A 21,490-nucleotide genomic window follows, 5' to 3' on the forward strand; every position below is an offset into this window, starting at 1 on the left:
CATCCCACTTTTAGAAGTGGGTTTTACTCGATTAATTTCTTTTATGAATCGGTTTCCGGGAGCTATCCCTACAGCTCAAGAACAGACTGATTTCCACTTTTCCTCTTCCTAGAGTGACAAAAGAGCGATAGTATTTCAATACGTGAACGCTTCCTCATTTTTTCCTATTCTTTCGGTGCAATTCTCCTTGATACTTGCTATCAATTCCTTCCTTTACAGCCTTCCTTGGACTCAGCGCACCTTCTTCCTCCTCCCTACTCCCTTGAAATCGCCTCCCCATTCCCTCATAGCCCATACACCACCACGCCTACGGAGCAAGCCATGTTAGCATCCGGTTTTTTTAAGAGAATAAGCCGCAACGGAACGCTTGAACGACTGCCGAAAGGCGATCGCTCACAGATAGTTTCCGAAAAATATTCCTGAGATGAGCCTTCGCCGTCTGAGGAGACATGAAAAGTTCCTTCCCTATCTGAGGATTAGAATATCCCTGAGCCACAAGGCGCAAAATCTGTAACTCGCGAGCGCTTAAGGGATTGGCTTTAACCAGCCGACGATACTCTGGTGGCGGCGCTTCAATAGACACAACATCAGCTTCTACAACCAGAGCGTTAGATGGAGCAATCCAGGCTTTTTTTGAATTGACCACCTCAAAGATTTCTGCTAACTCCTGGGGGGAAACACCTTTAACACAGTAAGCATCTGCCCCAGCCGCCAACGCTTCTGCCACAATTCGTCTGCTTCTCGCTCTCCCCAAAATGAATATTGTTTTCGAGCTGAATTTCCTAATGCGACGGGTTAACGCAAAAGCTCGTTCATCAGGAAGATCGGCATTAACTACATAGAGTTCTGCATCATCAAAGATCATACTTGTTGCGTCTTTCGACTGCCCTTCGGCAGGCTCAGGCACCGCGCTCAAGCCGAAGTCTGTGGCAGACACATCGAAAAACTGACTCTCTTCAAGTCGTTTTAAAAATTGTGGGGAACAGCTAATCGTCACAATCTTTATGGGGCTGACTGGGACAATACTCATAACTGATACTTCAACGACGGCGTTTTGTACTCCGATGGGTTTTACTCGCTTGACCTGGCAGATAGCTCTGACGGAATTTCTGGCGTGCCATTTTCCGAGCCTCAGCCTTTGTCCAGAGTTTCACCGGAGGCACTGGTTTTCTTGATGGCAGTAGGTAGTTTTCATCCCCGGTAACTATTGCTAGGACTTGCCCCACAACCGCCGCACATTCGTAGGGGTATTTGACCACCTGAATTTCGGCAAATCGCACCACAATCCAGTTTCTCTCTAGAAAAAACTGATTTCGCCGTTGGTCTTTCCCATCATCCACACAATGATGAGGTTGTAGGGATCGACCTTCATAAGGCTCATCAACTTCAATGTCAATGCTTACTCCAGTTTCATGAATCAGAGAAAAGTCTGTACTGTACGAATAATCTGTACCAGGAATAGGAAATGCATCCCCAAAAGTCACAGCCGGAAAGAAGCGATGAAGAACTTCAAAAAAATCTTTCTCGCTTACCCCCTGTTGAGCTGAACTTTTTTCTACTGCTTTTATTACTTTACCATGAAGTAATTGTTTGAGTATTTGTTGTCGTTTCTGTAATTTTTGCCGTGGATTTTCTGCTTGTGTATTGACAAATTTATCTGAATTGGGTTGAGGGTTTTCTGACCGTTGCCGTTGCTGCTGTTTTAGATAAAAACGAACATAAACGACGCAAAATAGACCTGTGAAAAGAAAGATGAAAACAGCAAATAGAATGCTAGGATAAATAGCCAACACTATCCCCGCCGCCACAAAACTTGCCATCGGGATAGAAACCGCTATCAGCATAGGGTTCACTTCTGGCTGTGAGGGAGAGGGTGAACGAGAATTACTCATGGTTGTGGGAGTAAATTCTTCTGCTAACCGCTCCCGACTTTCTATTACCCTTTCAGAGTGCATAAACTTCTGCAAAATAGGAGGGTATAGAACCACTGGATAATACTTCATGGGCTTCATTGGGAGTGGGGAATGGTTTTAGGTTTTAGGTCTTTGATGAATCAATTTTTTGCTAAAAACTACCACCTACCACCTACTCTCTACTCCCTACTCCCTTCATCTCACGCTTATTTGGTGGCTCAACCCACAATACACAGAAACCTGACTTGGCAATTTGTTCTCCAACCGTTAATTCAACCCCTAAATTCTGCACATCTTTGGCACATTGGCGATTCTTCAAGTATTCAGCATTCCACTCGACTAGGTTTTTAGCCAATTTTCCTTCGTTGCTAGATGCCCATTTCAGCAATTGGGCGTCTTGCGCGTTGAGTGTCGTCGGTGAGCTGGTATTACCATTCGACACTATACCTCCCAGAAATCCTCCCAAAATTGCAGCGATCGCTATTGCCACAATTGGAAATGCCGCCCTTGACCAGTTATGTTTTTGGTTACTGGATTCAAGCCTGGGAGCCTGTTCAATGAGGCTTTGGGCTGAACGAGCGATCGCTTCCTTTTGCCGCTCCACCACCACTGATTCCGTCAGCTCAACGGTACGCCAGAATTCACTGCCCCATGCTTTGAGTAGTTTCTCCAGAGATTTAGGCGCATCCTCCAACATCACTTCAAGGCGTCCGGTGGCTGTGAGTAGCAGGAAAACAGGGTCATTAACGTCAATCCCGGTGGCGACAACGAGCTGTAAAACTCTAGCTTTGAACGTATCGTCTTTATCCTGTAAGACTTGTTCTAGAAGATTCGCGTCATTTTCAGGCACTCTTCACCTCTTTATCTGCATTCATACTGAGCTGCTTGCCCTGAGCTGCGCCGAAGGGTGCCGAAGCACAGATTAATTGGGTAGACTCGATAGCGTCGTAGGCTTTATTCAAGAAAATCGATATTCTCTGCTTAGACATCAACTTCAGCTTCTTAGACGCTTCAGCAAAGGAACACTGATTCTTCTTGATGTAGTCCCGCTCCAGGGGAGGCAGTTTGGGTAGGTCAATCGTGGGAATTCGATATTTACTTATGATTTGTTCCAATCGTTCATACTCAGCAGGTGCTGTTTCCCACTTAGCCCCCGACGCGCCCAGATTACGAACGAGGATATGAGGCAGACGTTTCTCAAAGTGTTTCAGAGAATCCAAAAACAACTCAATTGAATCCCCCTCGCCAGTACAAACGAACCATTTATAAATCTGCACCCCACACTCTTGCCCCAGCGTTAGTAATTCGTTGCGCTCAATCCAGTCAGTCACCACCGGGAAAATTTGGGCAGGCAAATTCACCAGTACCATTTTGCTGAGGGCAGTTTCAAAAATAACGTCCACTTTGGCATCATTCTCTTCCTTCTCACTGAAGAAGGTTTGCTCCTCACTCACCCCCTTGACATAAACTCTGCCCACGTCTGGGTTTGTTCGGTCTGTGTCAATCAGGGCAAAGTCTATTTTCTCCGTCTGACAGTATTCAGCTAGCACCCGGCAGAACATCGATTTACCGATTCCGCCTTTCTCGCCGTCGATTAAATGAATATTCGGCATGGTTTACTCCTAAAAAACTTCTTCAAAATCTCCCTCTGCCGCCACCTCTAATTGAGATAGCGTTGAGGGTTGTTCTTGCACTGTTCTTTTAACTCGTGGTATTCGTCGCGCCTTGGGTTTAGGGAGCTCCAAACCAAACTGCGATCGCAAATAGTCAGCGTGTTTCTCTAGTGCATATATCGCTTCAATCGCAAGACGTTCACCCTCTGGCTGGTGCAGATAAGCCAGGGGTTTCCAAAATGCCCGTAACGATTGCAGCATCTTCTCCCGCAGTGGGATGACTTCATCATCTTTGAGATAGTTCAACAACTGGGCATCACTGGTGTCTGCGGTAATCTGGCACCGCCAGGAAAAATCAATTCGTGTCATAGTCAGGAAATGGATAAAGCAGTTTCGGTTAGGTCACTCATTTTCAGTACCGACTTACGGAAGTAAACGAATAAGCAGTACACATCTACTAGTCGGTTGCCGAATCCTAACTCATCTAACTCAGTGGGAACCGTTACGCCACCGTGCCACTGAATGGGCGTCCATTGAAAGTGACTCTTAAACTCGGTGGCTAAGTAGTCAACCGTCCCACCGCAAAGCACTACTTCATCCACTTCACGGGGCAGGTGTTCCTTCATCCAGTTACTGAGTTTGAGGAAATATTCCTTTCTTGAAGAGGCTACTGCTTTCCGTATTTGCTCCAACTCCTCACTCTGCCGTTGCTCATTAGTCGAACGAATTAACCGAAATAACGGTTTAGATTCCAGTTTTTCCCCAGCTTCAAAGATGCTCGGAGTCAGTAACTCAGCCGTTTGTCCGCTGGTTTTTTGCATCACCGCCGACACTAGCTGGATAAATCCCAAGTCGCTGGACAGAAATGACCCAACTTCCCCCCGGTTGGATATCAATATTGAGGCATTACGATACCCCACCATAATGACTGCCACCACTTTTTGCAGCAGCTCGTCTCGTTGATTTTTGGCAATCATCATATAAGTAGCACCGCCTTCAGGCTTACAGTTGAAGTGGGTTAGTCTCAAAGCAAGCTGTCCTGTGGGGGTTTCGTAACTGGCAAGTGCTTCCCTCAGTAAAGTTTCCACACTCGCTGCGTCTGCGTATTCCCCCGGTGGCAGGACACAAGCGATCGCTACATTAAACTTTCTGCCCAAACTGAAGTGACGAGCTGCCACCCAAACAGCGGCTAATGCCTTGGGAATCGCTCGTTCGTATTTCAGCTCAGATAGTCCCGGCGTCCCAGCAAATTTGTATTGAGCCAGGTATCCGACTGCATAGTAGAGGTTATCATATCCTACCCAGGCTCTATTTTTCTCGTCTGCCTGCCCCAGTTTGGTGGATTCGTAGTCGTCTAAAAGCTGCTTATCCACTTCGATAACTTCGGGTTCCATACACAAAGCGTAGACATCGGTGGATGTACTCGCAAGTATTTTGGTTGCTGAACCGCCAAAATCAATGGCGATAATCAGGTCTGGTAAGGATTTTCTTGACATTTTCACGTTTATGTAACGGATATCAAGCATTTTGACGGGTGCCGCTTGTCGAAATCCTCCACCAGTTGGTTAAAAAATCCTTATTTATCCTCTCAGGAAGCCACGATACGCACAGCAAGTTACAAGGGCGAGAAGTGTAAAAATTTTCACACTTGCCCACGCATTCAAATCGCTATCGCTCATGCGTCAATGAGCATCTTGGCTACAGATGCGAGTTGTATTTGGCGTGAAATCATGCTTCAGCTTATTAGTGTTCTAGGTCAAGCTAAACGTGCAGCAATTCGCGAACATTTAGCTCAATTGGATTACAATCTGGAATCTGATGTTTCTAGCTATGCTCGTGGCAGAAAGCGGTATTGGCTGGAATGGGAATGGGACTTAAAGCACAAAGTCTTTCGCAATGGGGTCAAAGATGAAAGGTTATGGACTTTTTGCCAACGCATCTTTCCTGGATGCCAAATTGGTTTAGTCGCCAAAGGAGACGTAGGTATTGATTGGCACAGAGATGATTCTTATGCAGACTGGGAGGCAATCACCATCAATTTAGGTCAGACGAGCGTGGGGATATGATTGCCAATATCCTGAATATTATTGGAGCAAGAATCCAAATCCCAGCAATCGGGTCATCTATGATTTGCCTGATGGTGCCGTCATAAAATTTAATCCAAAAAATCCCCATGCTGCCATCAATCCAGCGAGCGATCGCTATTCAATAAACCTTTGGAAGATTAGCAAAAAGTATCAAAATTATTTTCCGGATTAATCAATTAGTCTTCAGCCATCTATTCAGGATGGCTGTTTTTTTTGCTTGACCCTGAGCGACTTGTCCTGTAGTTCAACAGGTGGAACATTGAGCTTGTCGAGATGCTCACCAACCGCGTTGTCGAGGGAAGCGCCGCTCTGAGCCTGTCGAAGAGTCGAAGGGTCAACATACCCAGAAGGTGGATGTTTTATGACACTTGTTGACTTTATAAAGTAAATTATCCTTGAAAGTTTACCAAATATGCAGCAAGTTAGACGCATCTCCTCACATAAAAATCTGTGGAAATCTTGGGATAAGTTCGTTGAATCAATCCCCTTTAACCCCCTAATGGGGATAACTCTAGGCAGTTTAGTTCTGAATTCAATCATCAATTCGAGTATCAGCGAGGTTGCTTTACTGTCGGTAACAGGTTTAGTGGCAGGAATCCCCTTTGTTATCCAACGAAAGAAGAAACTCGGAATATCAGTCATGGGGTATCTGGTAGCAACAGGCGTTTTGTTTTTTGATACGTTGATAACGCCAGCCAACGCCCAGTTCATGAACAATGCGGAGAGTTGGATTAATTCCAATTTCGCTGAAGCCGCAACCGTAACGCCCCTAATATTCAATATCTTGAGATTTCTGTTTCTTGTCTATATTGGCATTGCTTTAGTCCAAATCATTCAAGCGGCTCGGCAAGACGAAGACTGGAAATCAATGGTGAAAACCCCTCTAATCGTAATTATGGCGGTTACTGTTGCCGATGTAATGACGGGACTAATTGTGGGTGGTGGAGGTTAATGAGTAAGCCCCGAAAAGTTAATCAATCCCTCGACCAGCACCCTAAACTTTTTGGACTTCCCACTGATCAAATTATTCCTTGGGCAATTATCGCCGGAGTCTCTTACTACCTTTTCAAGGTTCTACTTCAGTTGTCCTGGGTTTGGGTATTCGCTGTTGGGGGATGGGGTATCAGTACGTGGTGGATATTAACGGGGAGTAAAGCTTGGAAATTTCTATCTAAGTTTCAAGGTACTCCCAACTGGATTCGAGCCTGCATTCGTTATCAAGGCATAAGGCACAAATGAAGGCGTTGCGAAAAACTATCGATAACGGAACTCAAAAAGTCAGATGCACCCCTGTTGAGTCGGAGTTTCAACTTCTGTCTCTGCTGAAAATCAATTTACAAGGAAAGGACGTGGGGGGCTGCATCCTGAAAAAAGGAGAAGCGAACTACACCATTCAGTTTGCCTTTGACTGTCGTGGCATTCATACCACCCTGAGAGAGGAGGCAATTGACCCAGTATTTGAAGCGATTGAAGCTGGATTCAAAGACTTACCCGATGGGGAATCTCTGACGATTCAACTGAGTTCGTTTACTAATGATAGCGATCGCCAGCACAGTTTAGACAAACTCATTGCCCAAACAGACTTACCTGAGCTGAAGTTTCTGTTGATGGGTGAGAAAGCCCGAATTCAGGAAATCACCCGCGCTGGAATCCGTAAGCCCAAACGGTTGATACTGTGGTGTACCTACACTCTTGAGCCAGGAGGCGAGGGGACAAAAGATGTCATAGAAAAGGCGATCGCTAAATTAGAGCGCTGGTGGAAAACGTTCACCGGCGAGATTGAACAACTTCAGTTTATGCAGATTGAGCGGCTGCTGTACTCTGCATTCACCGATGGATACCAAAACTGGGAGCAGCTAATCTCCAACAAAATGGGGCTGGATGTCCGCCCGTTGAAGGTTGAAGAAATTTGGGAGGTGTTGTGGAAACGGTTTAATCAAACATTACCGCGTGAACTTCCTTCCTACGCTGTCCTGGATGAGAACGGATTAAGTGAGGAAATTAAGTCTGATATCCACCCATTATCTTTACTCATGGAGAGTGAATCCTCTATCCCCGTTGCGGATAGGCGCTGGATTAATGTCAATGGTAAGTACATCGGTATGCTGACTTTTATTGATAAGCCTGGAGGATGGGCGGATAAAAATGCCCAGATGCGATATCTCTGGGAGGTGATGGCACGCGATCGCATCTTTGATACCGAAATTATCTGCCAAGTCAATAAGGCGAATCCCAACCTTGTCAAAGACCGAATGCAGAGTCTCACAAAACAGGCAAATATATCGGCAAAACTGGCAGCGGATAAGAACTCCATTGATGTCAAAAGTCAGCTTAACATCCAAAAGACAGTTGAGGCACAGGCAGAACTCTATGAAGGTGCCGTTCCCTTGTATGTCGGAACCACCTTCCTAATTTACCGAGACAGCGTAGAAGAATTAGATGATGCTTGCCGTTATCTTTCATCCCTATTTATGCGTCCAGCGTGGGTGGATCGAGAGACAGAATACCCCTGGCGAATCTGGCTGCAAACCTTCCCGCTGCGATGGGAAAAGCTGTTAGCCAAACCCTACGAACGGCGTAAAATTTACCTGTCTGGAGAAATTCCGGGACTCCTTCCCCTTTGCTTTACTCGACCTTGTGATAAGTCTGGGTTTGAGCTGATTGCCGCTGAGGGCGGGACTCCCATTTTCCTGAATATGTTCACCCAGCACAAGAACCTGGCACTGTTCGGTACAACTCGGTCAGGTAAATCGGTCATCGCCTCCGGTATTCTCACCCAGGCGCTGGCATACGGGATGCCCATCTCATCCATGGATTATCCCAAAGCTGATGGCAGCTCCACCTTTAGCGATTACACCAAATTTATGGGTGACAAGGGGGCGTATTTCGATATTGGCAAAGAATCCAGTAATTTATTCGAGCTGCCTAACCTACGTGGATTAGACCCTAAACTTCAGGCTGAACGCTTTGATGATTATAAAGATTTTCTGCTTGAAGCGTTGATGGCAATGATTTTGGGTGCCAAGCAGACAGGGATTGAGCGGACATATGCAGATACGGTTCGGTCTATTCTCACACTAGCAATGGAGGCATTTTTTAGTGATGTGCAAATACGCGATCGCTATGCCAAAGCCAACACGTCAGGTTTAGACACTCCTGAATGGGAGCTTTCTCCCACTCTAGCTGACTTCGTTGATTACTGTTCAATTGAAAGACTACGGTTATCTGCCGCATCCCCAGACATTCTCAAAGCACTCGAACAGGTCAAATTAAGGTTGAGATTCTGGCTAAATTCGAGGGTGGGTAAGTCCATCTCCAAACCTTCCACCTTCCGTGCTGATGCCCAGTTACTGGTGTTTGCCCTGCGAAACCTGTCCAACGATGAAGATGCGGCAATCCTTTCACTGGCGGTTTATTCAGCTGCACTGAGGCGAAGTTTAGCAGCTCCGGCGTCCATCTTTTTCATTGATGAAAGTCCCATTCTGTTTGAATACGAAACCGTCGCGGCGTTAGTGGGCAGACTCTGTGCCAATGGTGCCAAATCTGGTATTCGAGTCATTCTCTCAGCTCAAGACCCAGATACCATCTCCAAATCTCCCAGCGCTGCGAAAATTTTCCAGAATATGACCACGCGGTTAGTGGGACGGATTCAACCAACAGCGATCGATAGTTTTGTCAACATCCTCAAATACCCAAGGGAGGTGATATCTCGTAACGCCACCGAAGCCTTTTTCCCTAAGAAGGAGGGAATTTATAGCCAGTGGTTGCTGGATGACGGCGGTACTTACACTTACTGCCGCTTTTACCCCGGCTATCCACTGCTGGCGGCGGTTGCCAATAATCCCGATGAATCCCAACAGCGGTCTGAAGCCCTTGCCAGACACCCAGAAAATCGACTCTTAGGACTGGCAGAATTCTCTCGTCAACTCGTAGAAAGTATTCGCGCATCTTAGAGCAGCTCAGGAAATGCTTCGACTTCGCTCAGCATAAAAATTTTCACGATTCTGATCACTTATTAAAGGAAAACATGAAAGTTAAATTATCCGCCCTTCGACCCTTCGACAAGTGGAACACTGAGCCTGTCGAAGTGCTCAGGGCATCGCACGCTCCCTTCGGCAAGGCTCCCTTCGGCAAAGCTCAGGGCAGGCAGGGCATCGCTTTGGCAATAACTCTAACCCTACTTACTGGCACTCCCGCCGTGGCAGCAGAGAATAACTCTAGCCCATTTGGGAATATTCTCGACCAAATCAACCAGCAGATTACCAACGTCACCTCATTTATAGAGGAGCAAATCTCTGGCGTTTCCGAAAGTTTCTCCAAAGTCCTGGAAAGCGCTGGCAGTGATTTACAAGCTGCCATTGATGGAGCCACAGGACAAATGGGTTTACCTGACCTTCAACAAGTGAGGGATGAGATTGAAAATTCTGTCGGTGCAGAAGTAAGTGCCGGGGGTTTGAGTAATGAAATCGACCGTCAAGTTAGTCGTGCAGTAGCGTCCGGCACTCTAAGTACTGAAGGACAGGAACAAACCTTACAGAAACTGCAACAGACATCTGCTTCTGTACAGCAAGTTCAGCAAGCAGCAACCACAGCTCAAAATGAGGTGGCTTCACAGAATGTCCTCAAGCAAATCGCCACTCAGAACGCTCAAAATGCGGCAATACTGGGGACTCTGCAAGCTGAAACTACCCAGAATGCGATGCGCCAAGACCTTGCCAACACTAATCTCGCGAATATTTCCAGTTCTGTGGACGAACAGAAAGCTGCACAGCAGCAAGAACGCACCGGGGCTGGATTAAGTACTTTACGGACTAGTTCAATGGCTGGTTTGTTCTAGCACATGAAATAGAAGCGATCGCTATTTACAGTTGATTTGAGAACAAGTAAATGATTGCAATTCTAGCTGACACATCCCAAGCTGCATCACAGATTCTCAATGATGGAATCCAGGCACAAGCTGCGATCGCTTCTGCCATGGACAACCTCTGGAATGAAGTCTTAGGCGGTGGACTCTACCTGGCACTCTCCAGACTTGGCACATTTTTCGCCGTCGGCACACTCATTATTTTCATAGTGCAGTGGAGCGAATCACTTATCACAGGCGAAAGTTACAAACCCTTGGCTGATTTAGTCTTTCCTATTTTGGTCATTATCCTCTTGGCGAATAACGGCACAGCTTTGGCTGAAGGAACCAAAGGACTCAGAAGTGTTATAAACCAGACCAATCAGACCTTACTTTCTACTGTTTCAGCATCCGTCAGTTTGCAAGAGGCATACAAGATGGTAACGGGTGAAATTGGCGCACAGTCCGCAATTGAATCCCTTGCAAGTAACTGTCAGACTATTGCAGACCCCACCGCACAGCAGACTTGTCTCACCGATGCCGCAGCCCAGGCGCAAAGTTTAGCCGACGGGATGCAGACCCCTCCATCGGGTGGATTCAGTAAGTTTGTGGAGGGCATTAAAGACCCAGTGGGTGCAGGGATTAGTGCGATCGCTTCCACGATTCAACTGGCACTGAGAGGTTGGCTGATTGCCTTTGGTATTGCATTTCAATGGGTAGTGGAAATTAGTTTACTGCTCACTGGGTTAATTGGTCCCGTTGCGGTAGGACTTTCCCTAATGCCCGTGAAGTCTAAAGCCATTTACGGCTGGCTGATTGGGTTTTTCAGCGTGGGCATGGTGAAGATTTACTTCAATGTCATCGCTGGACTGGTGGCGACGATGGTGGTTAACGCGGGTGCCAATGACCCGATGATTTTTGCCTTTGCCACCGGGTTGTTATCTCCTCTATTGGCAATGGCACTGGCAGCGGGGGGAGGGATGGCAATTTTTAACAGCATTCCCAAAGTCGCCGGTATGGTTATCGGGAGGGGAATATGAAACAGTTGCAGTTACTCAACGGCAAACGGGCTTCGTACACCCAGAGAGACACGTTAGGCGTTTTCGTTATTGTCTCCATTGGTTTGCAAGGACTGGTTTTACTCACCGCCATTCTGCTTTACGGGAGCTTCAATCGACTTGCGAACAAGCCACCACCTTCTCTTGTACAACTTAACGATGGGCAAACCGTTGCGGCTGCACCTTTACCAAATAAGGAGCGATCGCCTGAAGTTATCAAACGTTTCACCAAAGATACCCTTACAGCTTTAATGAGTTGGTCAGGGGAGCTACCTTCGCCTGATGGCACAGCTCAAAATATCCCAGATGACGGGGTGGAACTGAAAAATGCCAGAGGGAAAATTACTACCCCCGCGTGGGAAACCAGTTTTGCCCTAGCCGAAGATTTTCGTAAGGAATTCCTTCTCAAACTCGCTGAACTAACTCCCCCAAGCATTTTCAATGGCACTACCAAAGTTGTACTCGTCCCGCTGGACATTCAAACGCCCATCAAAATCGACGAGGGGAAGTGGAAGGTGGTGATGGTTGCAAACCTCATTGTCCTGAGCCAGAACAATTTAGGCGACGTTATCCCCTTCAACAAAGAGATTTTCCTATCTGCGGTAGAAGCGCCTGACTATAAAGACTTCACCAGTTCTGATGAAACTGCCGCCATTATTGCCAGGGCTAGAGCCAGCGGTTTAGAGATTTACGCCATCCGAGACTTACCCACCAATGACCTATGACTACACTTCAGCAAAGTGATACCCCGAGCTTGTCGAGGGGCTCAGTGTCCACTGATGAGCAACAACTCGCTGAACTGGCGGGGTTTGAAACTCCCACAACAGATAACCCCATTGACCAGTCTGAATTATTCGGCGAGCGTGAAAACCCCCACGAGGTAAAGACTAAACCGACTTTATCCAGCAATCCTTATGCCAAAGCAGGTGTCGTTGGGGTGGCGTTGATGATTGTGTTCGGTGTTGGTGGGTTCTTTGCCGCGCAGATGGCTGGGGTTGATTTGAAAAAGGCACCGTCATTAGTTCAGCCCAAGCAGGAGGAAACTCCCAAACTGGTACAGAAGGCAGAAGCACAAGAGGTTGGGGAATTGAAGACGGAGTTAGCGATCGCTTCCCAAGAGCAACAGCTCAAAGCTGTTTCCGAATCAAAGAAACCCCGCTCAGATACAGCGCTAAAAGCTAAACCATCTCCACCGTCATCTCCTACCTCGACCACCACACAACCACCACCAACAGTAAAACCCACACCACCGTCATATAGGAGTTACAGTCCACCGCCGCCGTCGCCGAGACGAATAACACCGTTGCCACCGCCACCAACGGTTCGACCATCACCACCAGCACCACCACCGGTGTCAGTTCAACCATTACCCGCTCATGGGACGCCAGCACCACTACCCACATCACTACTCACACCACCAACAACCCCAGTTATTGAGCAAACGGATTGGCTAACTCTCGCGGCAGTAGGGAGTTACGGCAGCGCACCAATTGAAACCGATTCAACGGTTGAACCGTTAACAACGGTTGAAAATAACCCAACGACTACACCAACCAACTCCGGTATTCAGTTTCAAGTCGGTCAAGCTGCAAACGCCAGGACTGTTACCCCAATAATCTGTACCTCTACTGCTCAATCTGACCAACGATTCATCGTTGAATTAACCGAATCTATTACCAGTTCTAACGATTGGGAGCTTATGTCACCGGGGACACAGGTGGTGATGACCTGCTGCAACCAAGTGCAAGAAACGGGGATGGTTTCAGCCCAAGCGATCGCACTTATTAAAGATGGTACTGAATACCCTATCCCACCTGGAGCTATCAGCATCCGAGGAGAAAGCGATCGGTAACTTTGAGAATTGGCAGAACTCGTTCATTGATGAAATCCCTAATCTTAAGGATGTGTCGTTTTCTCAATTTCCCGGCGGTATTGCTGGCACAGGTACAGATGTTGGCACGGCTGATTTAATTTTGAAAAACGTTGAACAGCAGCGTAGTCGCACTATTTCAGGTAGTGACCAAGAAGGTTTTACCGTCCCTTGTGAAACCAATTGCGCTCATGTCGAGTTAGCCGGTTCTCCTAAAGTAATGGGACGGCAGTGGATATCGGGTAAATATCAAGAGGTCAAAGGTGGCTTTGGTGTTTTGGGACAAGCCAACGGCGGCAAAGAGCCGACGGGCATTCACCCCTTTGGTGAGGCGTTCAAGATGGTGTTGTGGGACGTTAACGATGACGAGAGCGCCATCAGTTCTATGCTATTTTTCCGTATCTGTAAGCGCGGGGTTCCTGACCTGGGCTGCACTCCCTATTTCATCGGCGGCTTACCGTTCATGACCTTCACCGAAACCACACCGATGTTTTTGGGTTCGGTTGAAGATTTGCCCACACAATCTATCACTTCATCACCGTCATCATCCCAATCGGAAAATCCAGAAACCTCGAAACCCTTTAATACTGAGACGTTTATCAATTCTCAACCCAGTTGTACGGCGTCTGTAAATATGGAGGCTCTTTCCCAAGTCTTGTCCGGCAACGCAGACATCGCCAACGCAGACATTGCAGACATGGCTGAACTCATTGATATTGCGTCTTCTCAGATTGACCCAACAACGCAACTACCGTTTACGGGCGTTAGCGAAGCGGGGCGCGACAGCGCACATCGCCTCATCGAGCGCATTGCACAGATGCACTTCGGCGGTGTAGGAATCCCCATTGATTCAGCGGCTACCGATGTTAACGGATTATCAGCCAAGGATTTTGGAACCCAGACCAAAGAGCTTTATCAAGATTTCCAGAAATCTTACTGTCCGTAAATCATGAAGGCATGAGATGAAAATTGTCAAGCATCAAAAACTTTTGATTTTATCGTTGTCTGGACTTCTTGCAGTGGGTGGATTAATGATGAACGCTATTTCAAAATTTCCTACCAACTGGATACCAGCTCAACGCGCCATCAGTCAGGGGCTGCTCACGAAAATCATGTCCGAAAACTCCACGGGGGTGGACATTGACCCAGAAGCGACCAAGGTACTGAAACTCAAGGGTGGAATAAAACTCATTGATTTCAATTCTCCTGACCTGTGTGGACGTGCAGGGTGTGTGTATGCGGCGTATACGAAAGAAGGCTCGCGCAAACTTCATCTCATACTCCAGCCCCAACCTGACCTATTCACCATCAGCCAAGAATCCCGCAATGGTATCCCCTGCCTGGAAATTAAACAACCATCTGGGGATAAAACGATTCAGCACACCTATTGCTATGAAGGCGACAAATTCATCAAGACTTTCTCTGAGGTTAACAACCCCAGTTAAGGAAAATTTTATGCTGAGCGAAGCCGAAGCATTTCCTGAACTGCTCAGAACCGAAATTGCTCAAACTCCTACCTGGAACACTGAGCCTGTCGAAGTGCCACAAATAGACCCTGAGAAGGTCATCGGATTCATCAAAAGTCCCAATGGCACCATGCTAATTGTTATGGTTGCGCTGTTTGGCATCATGCAGTTATTCGGAGGAGATAACAAAAAGGGGAAGATTGCCACCAGTTTCTGGGGTGGAGCCAAGGAGAAAAACACAGCCAAGAAGAAAGCAGTCAAACAAATTAAAGCCCCTGAACGGAACTCCGCAGCGCTCTATATTGGAATGCCGCCTGATATTCGTAAGGCGCTTAACACCGAATGGGCAACCAAGGGGTTGATTAGTTCCAAAAATGCCAAGAAAAAACCGCCAGCATCATCCACTCTATACCTACCCGACGTGCAGCGGGGGACGGCAGTAATTGGTGCAGCAGGCAGTGGTAAAACCTTCTCAGTCATTGACCCAATGGTACGTTCAGCCCTAGACCAAGGATTCCCCGCGTGCATCTACGATTTCAAATATCCTGCACAGACGAAACGGGCGGTGGCGTATGCCCTTAAGCGCGGTTATACCGTGCGGGTGTTTGCGCCTGGGTTTCCTGAATCTGACACCTGTAACCCACTGGACTTAATTAAAAACGAGGAAGATGCGATCGCCGCAGGTCAATTAGCTCAGGTCATCAATCGTAACATCGGTGGTGCAGGCAAGGGTGGGGATAAGTTTTTCGAGGACGCCGGTGATGCTCTCACAGAGGGTATTTTTCTACTGACTAAAGCGGTGGAGACTTTAACAGGCGATCGCTCTTATTGTGACCTGATGATGGCACAGGCAATTCTGTCTCTCACCAGTTTACCGGCTCGATTAGAAGCCGCACTCCCCAGGCTTAACGTCTGGACAACCCGACCCCTAACTCAACTCATCAGCGTTAAGGACTCTGAGAAAACCGCTGCTTCCATTGTAGGAACGGCTCAGAAAACATTCCAGCGCTTCCTCAAGAAGGACTTTGTTGGGGCATTCTGCGGTCAAACGACTCTACCACTGGACATCGACGGTAAGCAGTTAGTGGTGTTTGGACTTGACCGAAATAACCGCGATATCGTAAGTCCTCTACTGGCAGCTATTTTACACATGGTTGTGACTCGAAACGTTTCCCGCACCACTCCGCGACGGGACCCATTAATAACGGTACTGGGTGAGTTACCCACCATGTATTTGCCACAGTTGGTCAATTGGTTAAATGAAAACCGAGAGGACGGCTTCTGCGGTATTCTGGGATTCCAAAATATCAGCCAGTTGGAACATAAATATGGCAAGGAAATCGCCCGTGCGGTGATTGGTGGATGTGCCACTAAGTTTATTTTCAATCCTCAAGACCCGGAGTCTGCCAAGATTTTCGCTGACCTACTGGGAGAAGTTGAAATCGAGTATAAATCCAAATCTAAAAGCAGTGGAAAAGGTGGCAGTTCAACTTCAGTCTCAGACCAAAAACAGAAACGTCACCTCATGGAGGCTGCATCATTTGGAAAACTCGGCACTGGTCGAGCCGTTATTCTCAACCCAGCATACCAACGCGAGTCGGAAAGTTATATCCCTCTGCTGCAACAAGTCAAAGTCCCCAAGATTGATATCGAAGAACAGAAATGGGCTGAGAATCAGTGGGATAGAATTCGCGATCGCTTGAGTTTTGGTGCTGTGGTAACAGATGACTTCGGCGTGAGCGCTCAGTCGAACGCTGAACGCTCCCAACAGCTTGAGGAGCGGCGAAACCTTGCTGAACAACTGTTTCCCTTACCAGAAGGGGATAATTCATCCACCAATTTGAGTAATTTCTTCTAATGTTAAACAACATAGAATCCCTGAAACAACTTTTTGCATCTCGACTTCGCTCGATGCCAAGTTTACCCCCAAACTTCACACCATCAGCGATTGAAATATTTGATCAGCATGGGTTGCTGGTGAGTATGGTACTAGGTGAAGCCGTTTATGAGAGTGAACGAAGTGTAGATGAAAGTGAATATTTAGCCTGGTTTTTGGATGGAGAAATAGGGCTATTAATACAGAACGGGGAAATCGTTATTAACCGCCTAGAAAATATGGCATTAAGTCACCAGATGCTGGAGGAACCGAATGCATAGTCAAGTGAATCAAAGCCACGTTCAGGTGATGGAACAGGTGATTGACCAAGTAACTGCCTGGATGAGTGGGACAATTGAGGATATTAAGGTTAGGCGGAATAACGAAACAGTTTATGATTCTAAGTCTGCTGACCCAGAGAAACGTAAAGTCAGTGCTGAACTTATTCAAGATGTGGCGAAACTCAAACAAACCCCGCCTGGTGAGGAGATAGAGGCGAGTACAGACTCAATGGAGGTTGAGGTTAATGAAAGTGTGACGATGCGATCGCACGGGGGCATTGTTACCACCAACATCTATCAGGAGCCTGAATTTGAGCCAGACGTTGAACCCGATTATATGCCAGAGTGGGACGACTATATTGATGACCCCGGTGCCGCGTGGGAAAGTGCAATTCCGATAGAAACAGAAGAACTAAAATTTTCCACAACTGGTCAGACAGAAGTTACTTCCTCCTCACCAGAACCTATCACCTGGGAGGAAATCACTGCCGCAAGTCCAGGTGTTGAACCTGACCCAGAACCCATTATTTTAGATGCCGACTCTGTAACCCAAGCCACACCTACGCCTATAACGTGGAATGACCAGATACCCCAAGAGGAGAAAATTGGAGGGTTACAGATCACGCAGAATGCAGTTGATACCCTGAGCGAAGTCGAAGGAGAAAATTCCCCACTCAAACAACTGCTCAATGATACACTAACCCAGATGCGACAACTGAGGGAGCAGACCCAGCAGATTGCCTTCTCTCAACAACAACTATTAGAAGGTAGGAAAGCTAACAATTCTCCCTTCGACAAAGCTCAGGGTGAACCCTCTTGGTGGCAAAAAGCGGTTGAAACATCCCAAACGCTTCAAAACAAACTGACCCAAAAAGATACAGCCGCGACGATACAGAAACTTTTCCATTCCCAAGTTCCACCCCCTGGCAAGGAGTATCAAGCTGCCGACTACACCATTACCCGTGAAGGGAAATCCTACACCCTAAGTGATAAGCAAGGAAACACGCTGCTGTCATTTGAAAAAAAGGCGATGGGGATTAAGGTGAATGAATCAAACCTCACCATTGACCATACTGAACAGATAGCCCATGCCAAACAGCAGATGAAATCAGGAATTTCACCCGATGGGGCATTTCAATCATCTGCTACCAGAGATGCCAGGATTTTCGAGAGAACAAATGCTCTTGCTCATGCTTTAACCCGTTATGCCCAAGCCGAAGGAAAGCCTGTCAAAGTTGATGGGAATTTATCTTATCGTTGGGAAGCGTCCCCCGATGGCAATATCAAGATTGAATCTAAAGACGGTCGCGGCACGTTGATGGTCAAATCGGGTGGGGAAGTAGTCTGCAATATGAGTGAGAAGGATATCTTGCACTTTGAGCAGGCATTTTCATCGATTGGGAGAGCCCAAAACAACATGAGCATTAGTCGCTAGCGCGATAGTGAGATGATGTTTTTGGGCTTTTTGCCATGACTACTACCTATGACATAATGCTAGACCTTGAGGAAAGACCAACGCTCATTAAGTTGGTTGACAATCAAGTTGTTGAGGTCTGGGAATGTCCGTACATTAGCGATTGCGTAGAGCAAGAGCTAAGACAAATGAATGACAGCATTGTCAACGAATTCCTTATGTTATCAAAACAATGGACTTCGTATCAGAACTTTGACCCTGCTGAAATAAGCCTAGATGATGATCCAGAGCTAGGCTTCTAAACATAACCAGTAGTGGGAGACTAGTTCTCCCCCTATTTTTTTTACTCAGCTTAACTTATGTGGATTGAAAAACTTAAAAACCACCTGCACATTCATAAAGCGATCGCTCTTTCTCTTCCCCTAATTGAGCGACTTAATGCGTTGCAGGTATTTTCACACATCTCACTACCCAGTTACTTTTGGAGTCTCACTACCCCTGGCATTAGCCGCTTGAACTACTCAGCCCCTCACAGTGTTGAACTTATCACAGAATTTAATGGCGCACTGCTGGAACGAACCAAAGAAGCGATCGCATTTATTCGAGATTATCCCGCCCCTGGCTTATTCATTCTGGAAAACCTCCAGGCGCTCATCAACTCTAAGGCTACCAGTTTCTTAGAACAAGAGGAGTTAATCGCTCATTTGGTTGATACCGTCTGCACCCTTCACTCTGAGCGACTTGTATCGAGCGAAGTCGAGATAAGCCGAAGAGTTAATAGTTGCGATGATAAGTTCTTAGTCCTGCTAGACGTTCACGAAATAGGACTTCCTCAGACGTTAAATTCTCTCATCCCCACTCTCACCTACCCACTGCCCAGTAGTAAAGATATTTCAGCCATTATCGAGTCCCTAAATCCCAATTTAGATGAAGCCACTCTTAATCAACTCCAACTCACCTGTGCTGGACTGACGATAGAGGAAATCAAAATAGGCTTTAGAAGAGTTGGGGATGGCGATAATCCCGCCACTGTCCTGCTGGACTATAAAATTGAACGGCTCAAAGCTTTGGGACTCGACTTTATCCCTAAACCCAGCGTAGGTGATTTTGGTGGATTAGACAGAATCAAGACAGGTATTGAGGAGGTGCGGACTGAGTTTATGGAAGTAGCCCGCCGCTATAAGATTCCTTATCCTAAAGGATGGTTACTAGCAGGTGTACCAGGAACAGGTAAGACGTTCTGCTCTCAAATTTGCGCCCAGATTTTAGGATTCCCCCTCATCAGTGTGGGTGCAGATGTGGTGAAAGGGGGTGGTGCGGGATTCCTTAAGCGACTATTGACTCGGATTGAGGCGTGTTCACCAGCGGTGTGTTTCTTTGATGAATTCGATAAGTTTTTCGCGGCGGATTCGTCTACTGGGGAGGATAAGCAGTCGAAGCAGATATTGGGGATTTTACTAACTTGGTTGCAAGAAAAGCGATCGCCCACATTTGTCATTGCCACCCTTAATCGTCTGGACGCACTGCCACCAGAGTTAACCCGTGCCGGACGCTTCGATAAAATCTTCTATGTCGGATTCCCTCAATCAGTAGAACGTAAGGAAATCTTTCAGCTTCACGCCTCACGCTTTGACCCGCGCTGGCAATCGGATGAGACTTGTCCTTTAACTCACTCCGACTGGATGATACTGCTGGGGAAAACCCAAAACTGCACCGGGGCAGAAATTCGGGCAATTGTGGAGGGCGCGGCTAAAAGAATATTTCACAGTCTTTACGAAAGCCTTGGTTTGAAGCAAGAAACCCTCGACTCACTACCCCTTGCGGTGAGCGAAGTCGAACCGCCGATTGAATTGGGGCTTGAGCAGTTGTTACTTTCTCGTTCTGAAATCACCTCGTTGTTCAGCCGTGACCCTGAACGAGTGCTGGCGATGGAGAATCGGGCGAAGTATGTGGCGGTTGAGGCTAGTTCCCCGGATACGTCTAGTTTTGCGCCACCGCTGACTTCGTACTGGGGGGATTAATACCAATCATTCAAAAGTGCGATCGCCTATTTTTAACTCAGTGGTTGTTGTGCCATTAAATTCTGAAATTTGGCTTCATCAAAGGCAATACCCCGACGCGCAAAATAATTTTGAATATTGATTTCCACAAATAAATCTCTAAGTTCTTCTGCAATTTCTTGGGGTGGGTTTCCTGACAAGGCGATCGCAATCAATCGTTCGGCTGTTTTAATTTCTCCACAGTCTATTGCCAAACTTGCGGCACTCCGATATAATACTGAGCGGGTTGGTTCTGCTGCCAAATCGTTAGCTAAGAATTCAGCGGCTAATTGTTCTTTTTCTAGTGCTTGTCTAGATAATTGTTGGGCTAAAGTAAGGTTGCCTCTAAGTTTAGCAACTTGTACCCTTTCAGCCAAATCCATTGCTTGTTGGTGTAACTCTTGAAGCTGACTCATTTGCTGACGATGAAGGCTAAGGGTTTACTGAACTCAACCACTACAATGTATGCGGGTAGTGCCTGATCGCTGGAACCTACCTGCTCAACTTTCAGTTTAACTCTACTTCTCACTCGGCTGTCGTCGCCTTGGCGTATCCCTGAGACTTCTAGCCGAACTGCTTTTTTGAAGGGTAATTCAGCACTCTCGCTTTTTTTTCCCAACCAGTAGTCGAATCCAGTTCCTTTGCGAGAGCGTTGGATGATTGTATAGTCTGTAAGTTCTTGGATAATGAGAAAAGCTATACCGTAGGCGGCTTGTTCTGTCGTGTACTCTCTATCATTCCAACAGCGTAGCATTTGGTCTGTGACCTCTTGCCAATAGAGTTTGAAAACAGCGCTAAAGTCTCCTTGAACTTTGATTTCTACACCGGGAGAATGACCCTGATCCGTTAAGCATACAGCACAGGCTTCTGCCAAAGTCGCACCAAATACTGGAGTGATAGCGGGTAATCCTTGCTCAAGTTTGGTGATTACTAGTTCGTTAATCGCTGAATCCATTTAATATTAAGAATTGGGAATACCCTGAGTTTGCATAGATCGAAGCGTTGTTACCCAAGCATTATCACAGAAATT

At 46.9% G+C, this 21,490-nt stretch carries 23 protein-coding genes; 15 read left to right on the top strand and 8 right to left on the bottom strand.

Annotated elements, in window-relative coordinates; genetic code table 11:
• Positions 1-340 precede the first annotated feature (340 nt).
• The 6 genes from IQ257_RS18920 to IQ257_RS18945 all read right to left on the bottom strand — a co-directional run bounded on the left by IQ257_RS18920 (position 341) and on the right by IQ257_RS18945 (position 5,022).
• Positions 341-1,030, bottom strand: a complete 690-nt coding sequence (locus IQ257_RS18920) for a helix-turn-helix transcriptional regulator (protein WP_193877095.1) — start codon at positions 1,028-1,030, stop codon at positions 341-343.
• Between the two features lie 10 nt (positions 1,031-1,040).
• On the bottom strand, positions 1,041-1,955 hold the full coding sequence (locus IQ257_RS18925) for a hypothetical protein (protein ID WP_193877094.1): 915 nt from the start codon (positions 1,953-1,955) through the stop codon (positions 1,041-1,043).
• A gap of 130 nt (positions 1,956-2,085) precedes the next feature.
• On the bottom strand, positions 2,086-2,763 hold the full coding sequence (locus IQ257_RS18930; protein ID WP_193877093.1) for a DUF6753 family protein: 678 nt from the start codon (positions 2,761-2,763) through the stop codon (positions 2,086-2,088).
• Positions 2,756-3,526 carry a mobilization protein gene (locus IQ257_RS18935; protein WP_193877091.1) on the bottom strand — a complete coding sequence of 257 codons (771 nt, stop codon included), beginning with the start codon at positions 3,524-3,526 and terminating at the stop codon, positions 2,756-2,758. Before IQ257_RS18935 ends, IQ257_RS18930 begins: the two co-directional genes overlap by 8 nt.
• Before the next feature lie 9 nt (positions 3,527-3,535).
• Complete coding sequence (locus tag IQ257_RS18940) at positions 3,536-3,895, bottom strand: hypothetical protein (RefSeq protein WP_193877090.1); 360 nt, start codon at positions 3,893-3,895, stop codon at positions 3,536-3,538.
• A gap of 2 nt (positions 3,896-3,897) precedes the next feature.
• Positions 3,898-5,022, bottom strand: a complete 1,125-nt coding sequence (locus IQ257_RS18945; protein ID WP_193877089.1) for a ParM/StbA family protein — start codon at positions 5,020-5,022, stop codon at positions 3,898-3,900.
• Positions 5,023-5,256: 234 nt separating this feature from the next.
• Here IQ257_RS18945 and IQ257_RS18950 point away from each other — a divergent pair, with 234 nt between their 5' ends.
• From IQ257_RS18950 to IQ257_RS19020, 15 genes are all read left to right on the top strand, one after another.
• A complete protein-coding gene (locus IQ257_RS18950; RefSeq protein ID WP_193877088.1) occupies positions 5,257-5,592 on the top strand; it encodes a hypothetical protein in 336 nt (111 codons plus the stop codon).
• A 433-nt stretch (positions 5,593-6,025) separates the two neighbouring features.
• Positions 6,026-6,565 carry a hypothetical protein gene (locus tag IQ257_RS18955; protein WP_193933152.1) on the top strand — a complete coding sequence of 180 codons (540 nt, stop codon included), beginning with the start codon at positions 6,026-6,028 and terminating at the stop codon, positions 6,563-6,565.
• Complete coding sequence (locus tag IQ257_RS18960; RefSeq protein WP_193877086.1) at positions 6,565-6,852, top strand: hypothetical protein; 288 nt, start codon at positions 6,565-6,567, stop codon at positions 6,850-6,852. The genes IQ257_RS18955 and IQ257_RS18960 overlap by 1 nt, the downstream gene beginning before the upstream one ends.
• Positions 6,849-9,566 carry a hypothetical protein gene (locus tag IQ257_RS18965; RefSeq protein ID WP_193877085.1) on the top strand — a complete coding sequence of 906 codons (2,718 nt, stop codon included), beginning with the start codon at positions 6,849-6,851 and terminating at the stop codon, positions 9,564-9,566. The genes IQ257_RS18960 and IQ257_RS18965 overlap by 4 nt, the downstream gene beginning before the upstream one ends.
• A gap of 74 nt (positions 9,567-9,640) precedes the next feature.
• Positions 9,641-10,450, top strand: a complete 810-nt coding sequence (locus IQ257_RS18970; protein ID WP_193877083.1) for a hypothetical protein — start codon at positions 9,641-9,643, stop codon at positions 10,448-10,450.
• A gap of 50 nt (positions 10,451-10,500) precedes the next feature.
• Positions 10,501-11,496 (top strand): hypothetical protein, encoded by a 996-nt coding sequence (locus IQ257_RS18975; RefSeq protein WP_193877081.1) that lies wholly within the window; start codon positions 10,501-10,503, stop codon positions 11,494-11,496.
• Positions 11,493-12,239, top strand: coding sequence for a hypothetical protein (locus IQ257_RS18980; protein ID WP_193877079.1), 747 nt, complete (start codon positions 11,493-11,495; stop codon positions 12,237-12,239). The genes IQ257_RS18975 and IQ257_RS18980 overlap by 4 nt, the downstream gene beginning before the upstream one ends.
• Before the next feature lie 44 nt (positions 12,240-12,283).
• Positions 12,284-13,366, top strand: coding sequence for a hypothetical protein (locus IQ257_RS18985; protein ID WP_193877077.1), 1,083 nt, complete (start codon positions 12,284-12,286; stop codon positions 13,364-13,366).
• A complete protein-coding gene (locus IQ257_RS18990; RefSeq protein WP_193877075.1) occupies positions 13,305-14,330 on the top strand; it encodes a hypothetical protein in 1,026 nt (341 codons plus the stop codon). The genes IQ257_RS18985 and IQ257_RS18990 overlap by 62 nt, the downstream gene beginning before the upstream one ends.
• Positions 14,331-14,346: 16 nt before the next feature.
• On the top strand, positions 14,347-14,829 hold the full coding sequence (locus IQ257_RS18995) for a hypothetical protein (RefSeq protein WP_193877073.1): 483 nt from the start codon (positions 14,347-14,349) through the stop codon (positions 14,827-14,829).
• A 151-nt stretch (positions 14,830-14,980) separates the two neighbouring features.
• A complete protein-coding gene (locus IQ257_RS19000; RefSeq protein ID WP_369076446.1) occupies positions 14,981-16,708 on the top strand; it encodes a type IV secretory system conjugative DNA transfer family protein in 1,728 nt (575 codons plus the stop codon).
• Positions 16,708-17,007: a hypothetical protein gene (locus tag IQ257_RS19005; RefSeq protein WP_193877069.1), complete on the top strand. Its 300-nt coding sequence runs from the start codon at positions 16,708-16,710 to the stop codon at positions 17,005-17,007. Before IQ257_RS19000 ends, IQ257_RS19005 begins: the two co-directional genes overlap by 1 nt.
• On the top strand, positions 17,000-18,442 hold the full coding sequence (locus IQ257_RS19010; RefSeq protein WP_193877067.1) for a hypothetical protein: 1,443 nt from the start codon (positions 17,000-17,002) through the stop codon (positions 18,440-18,442). Before IQ257_RS19005 ends, IQ257_RS19010 begins: the two co-directional genes overlap by 8 nt.
• A gap of 35 nt (positions 18,443-18,477) precedes the next feature.
• Positions 18,478-18,723 (top strand): hypothetical protein, encoded by a 246-nt coding sequence (locus IQ257_RS19015; protein ID WP_193933154.1) that lies wholly within the window; start codon positions 18,478-18,480, stop codon positions 18,721-18,723.
• Positions 18,724-18,780: 57 nt separating this feature from the next.
• Positions 18,781-20,442 carry an ATP-binding protein gene (locus tag IQ257_RS19020; protein WP_193877065.1) on the top strand — a complete coding sequence of 554 codons (1,662 nt, stop codon included), beginning with the start codon at positions 18,781-18,783 and terminating at the stop codon, positions 20,440-20,442.
• A gap of 32 nt (positions 20,443-20,474) precedes the next feature.
• Here the strand turns inward: IQ257_RS19020 and IQ257_RS19025 are convergent, their stop codons facing one another.
• The gene (locus tag IQ257_RS19025) at positions 20,475-20,876 is read right to left on the bottom strand and encodes a hypothetical protein (RefSeq protein ID WP_193877063.1); all 402 of its coding nucleotides are present in this window, start codon (positions 20,874-20,876) and stop codon (positions 20,475-20,477) included.
• Positions 20,873-21,415 (bottom strand): hypothetical protein, encoded by a 543-nt coding sequence (locus IQ257_RS19030; protein WP_193877061.1) that lies wholly within the window; start codon positions 21,413-21,415, stop codon positions 20,873-20,875. Before IQ257_RS19030 ends, IQ257_RS19025 begins: the two co-directional genes overlap by 4 nt.
• Positions 21,416-21,490: the final 75 nt, after the last annotated feature.

The sequence above is a fragment of the Coleofasciculus sp. LEGE 07092 genome, from assembly GCF_015207375.1.
GTDB lineage: Bacteria > Cyanobacteriota > Cyanobacteriia > Cyanobacteriales > Coleofasciculaceae > LEGE-07092.

Coding starts and splice junctions, on each gene's coding strand:
- IQ257_RS18920 (WP_193877095.1), bottom strand. CDS start 1,030: ATGAGTATTGTCCCAGTCAGCCCCATAAAGATTGTGACGATTAGCTGT.
- IQ257_RS18925 (WP_193877094.1), bottom strand. CDS start 1,955: ATGCACTCTGAAAGGGTAATAGAAAGTCGGGAGCGGTTAGCAGAAGAA.
- IQ257_RS18935 (WP_193877091.1), bottom strand. CDS start 3,526: ATGCCGAATATTCATTTAATCGACGGCGAGAAAGGCGGAATCGGTAAA.
- IQ257_RS18940 (WP_193877090.1), bottom strand. CDS start 3,895: ATGACACGAATTGATTTTTCCTGGCGGTGCCAGATTACCGCAGACACC.
- IQ257_RS18945 (WP_193877089.1), bottom strand. CDS start 5,022: ATGTCAAGAAAATCCTTACCAGACCTGATTATCGCCATTGATTTTGGC.
- IQ257_RS18950 (WP_193877088.1), top strand. CDS start 5,257: ATGCTTCAGCTTATTAGTGTTCTAGGTCAAGCTAAACGTGCAGCAATT.
- IQ257_RS18955 (WP_193933152.1), top strand. CDS start 6,026: ATGCAGCAAGTTAGACGCATCTCCTCACATAAAAATCTGTGGAAATCT.
- IQ257_RS18960 (WP_193877086.1), top strand. CDS start 6,565: ATGAGTAAGCCCCGAAAAGTTAATCAATCCCTCGACCAGCACCCTAAA.
- IQ257_RS18965 (WP_193877085.1), top strand. CDS start 6,849: ATGAAGGCGTTGCGAAAAACTATCGATAACGGAACTCAAAAAGTCAGA.
- IQ257_RS18970 (WP_193877083.1), top strand. CDS start 9,641: ATGAAAGTTAAATTATCCGCCCTTCGACCCTTCGACAAGTGGAACACT.
- IQ257_RS18975 (WP_193877081.1), top strand. CDS start 10,501: ATGATTGCAATTCTAGCTGACACATCCCAAGCTGCATCACAGATTCTC.
- IQ257_RS18980 (WP_193877079.1), top strand. CDS start 11,493: ATGAAACAGTTGCAGTTACTCAACGGCAAACGGGCTTCGTACACCCAG.
- IQ257_RS18990 (WP_193877075.1), top strand. CDS start 13,305: ATGGTACTGAATACCCTATCCCACCTGGAGCTATCAGCATCCGAGGAG.
- IQ257_RS18995 (WP_193877073.1), top strand. CDS start 14,347: ATGAAAATTGTCAAGCATCAAAAACTTTTGATTTTATCGTTGTCTGGA.
- IQ257_RS19000 (WP_369076446.1), top strand. CDS start 14,981: ATGCTAATTGTTATGGTTGCGCTGTTTGGCATCATGCAGTTATTCGGA.
- IQ257_RS19005 (WP_193877069.1), top strand. CDS start 16,708: ATGTTAAACAACATAGAATCCCTGAAACAACTTTTTGCATCTCGACTT.
- IQ257_RS19010 (WP_193877067.1), top strand. CDS start 17,000: ATGCATAGTCAAGTGAATCAAAGCCACGTTCAGGTGATGGAACAGGTG.
- IQ257_RS19015 (WP_193933154.1), top strand. CDS start 18,478: ATGACTACTACCTATGACATAATGCTAGACCTTGAGGAAAGACCAACG.
- IQ257_RS19020 (WP_193877065.1), top strand. CDS start 18,781: ATGTGGATTGAAAAACTTAAAAACCACCTGCACATTCATAAAGCGATC.
- IQ257_RS19025 (WP_193877063.1), bottom strand. CDS start 20,876: ATGAGTCAGCTTCAAGAGTTACACCAACAAGCAATGGATTTGGCTGAA.
- IQ257_RS19030 (WP_193877061.1), bottom strand. CDS start 21,415: ATGGATTCAGCGATTAACGAACTAGTAATCACCAAACTTGAGCAAGGA.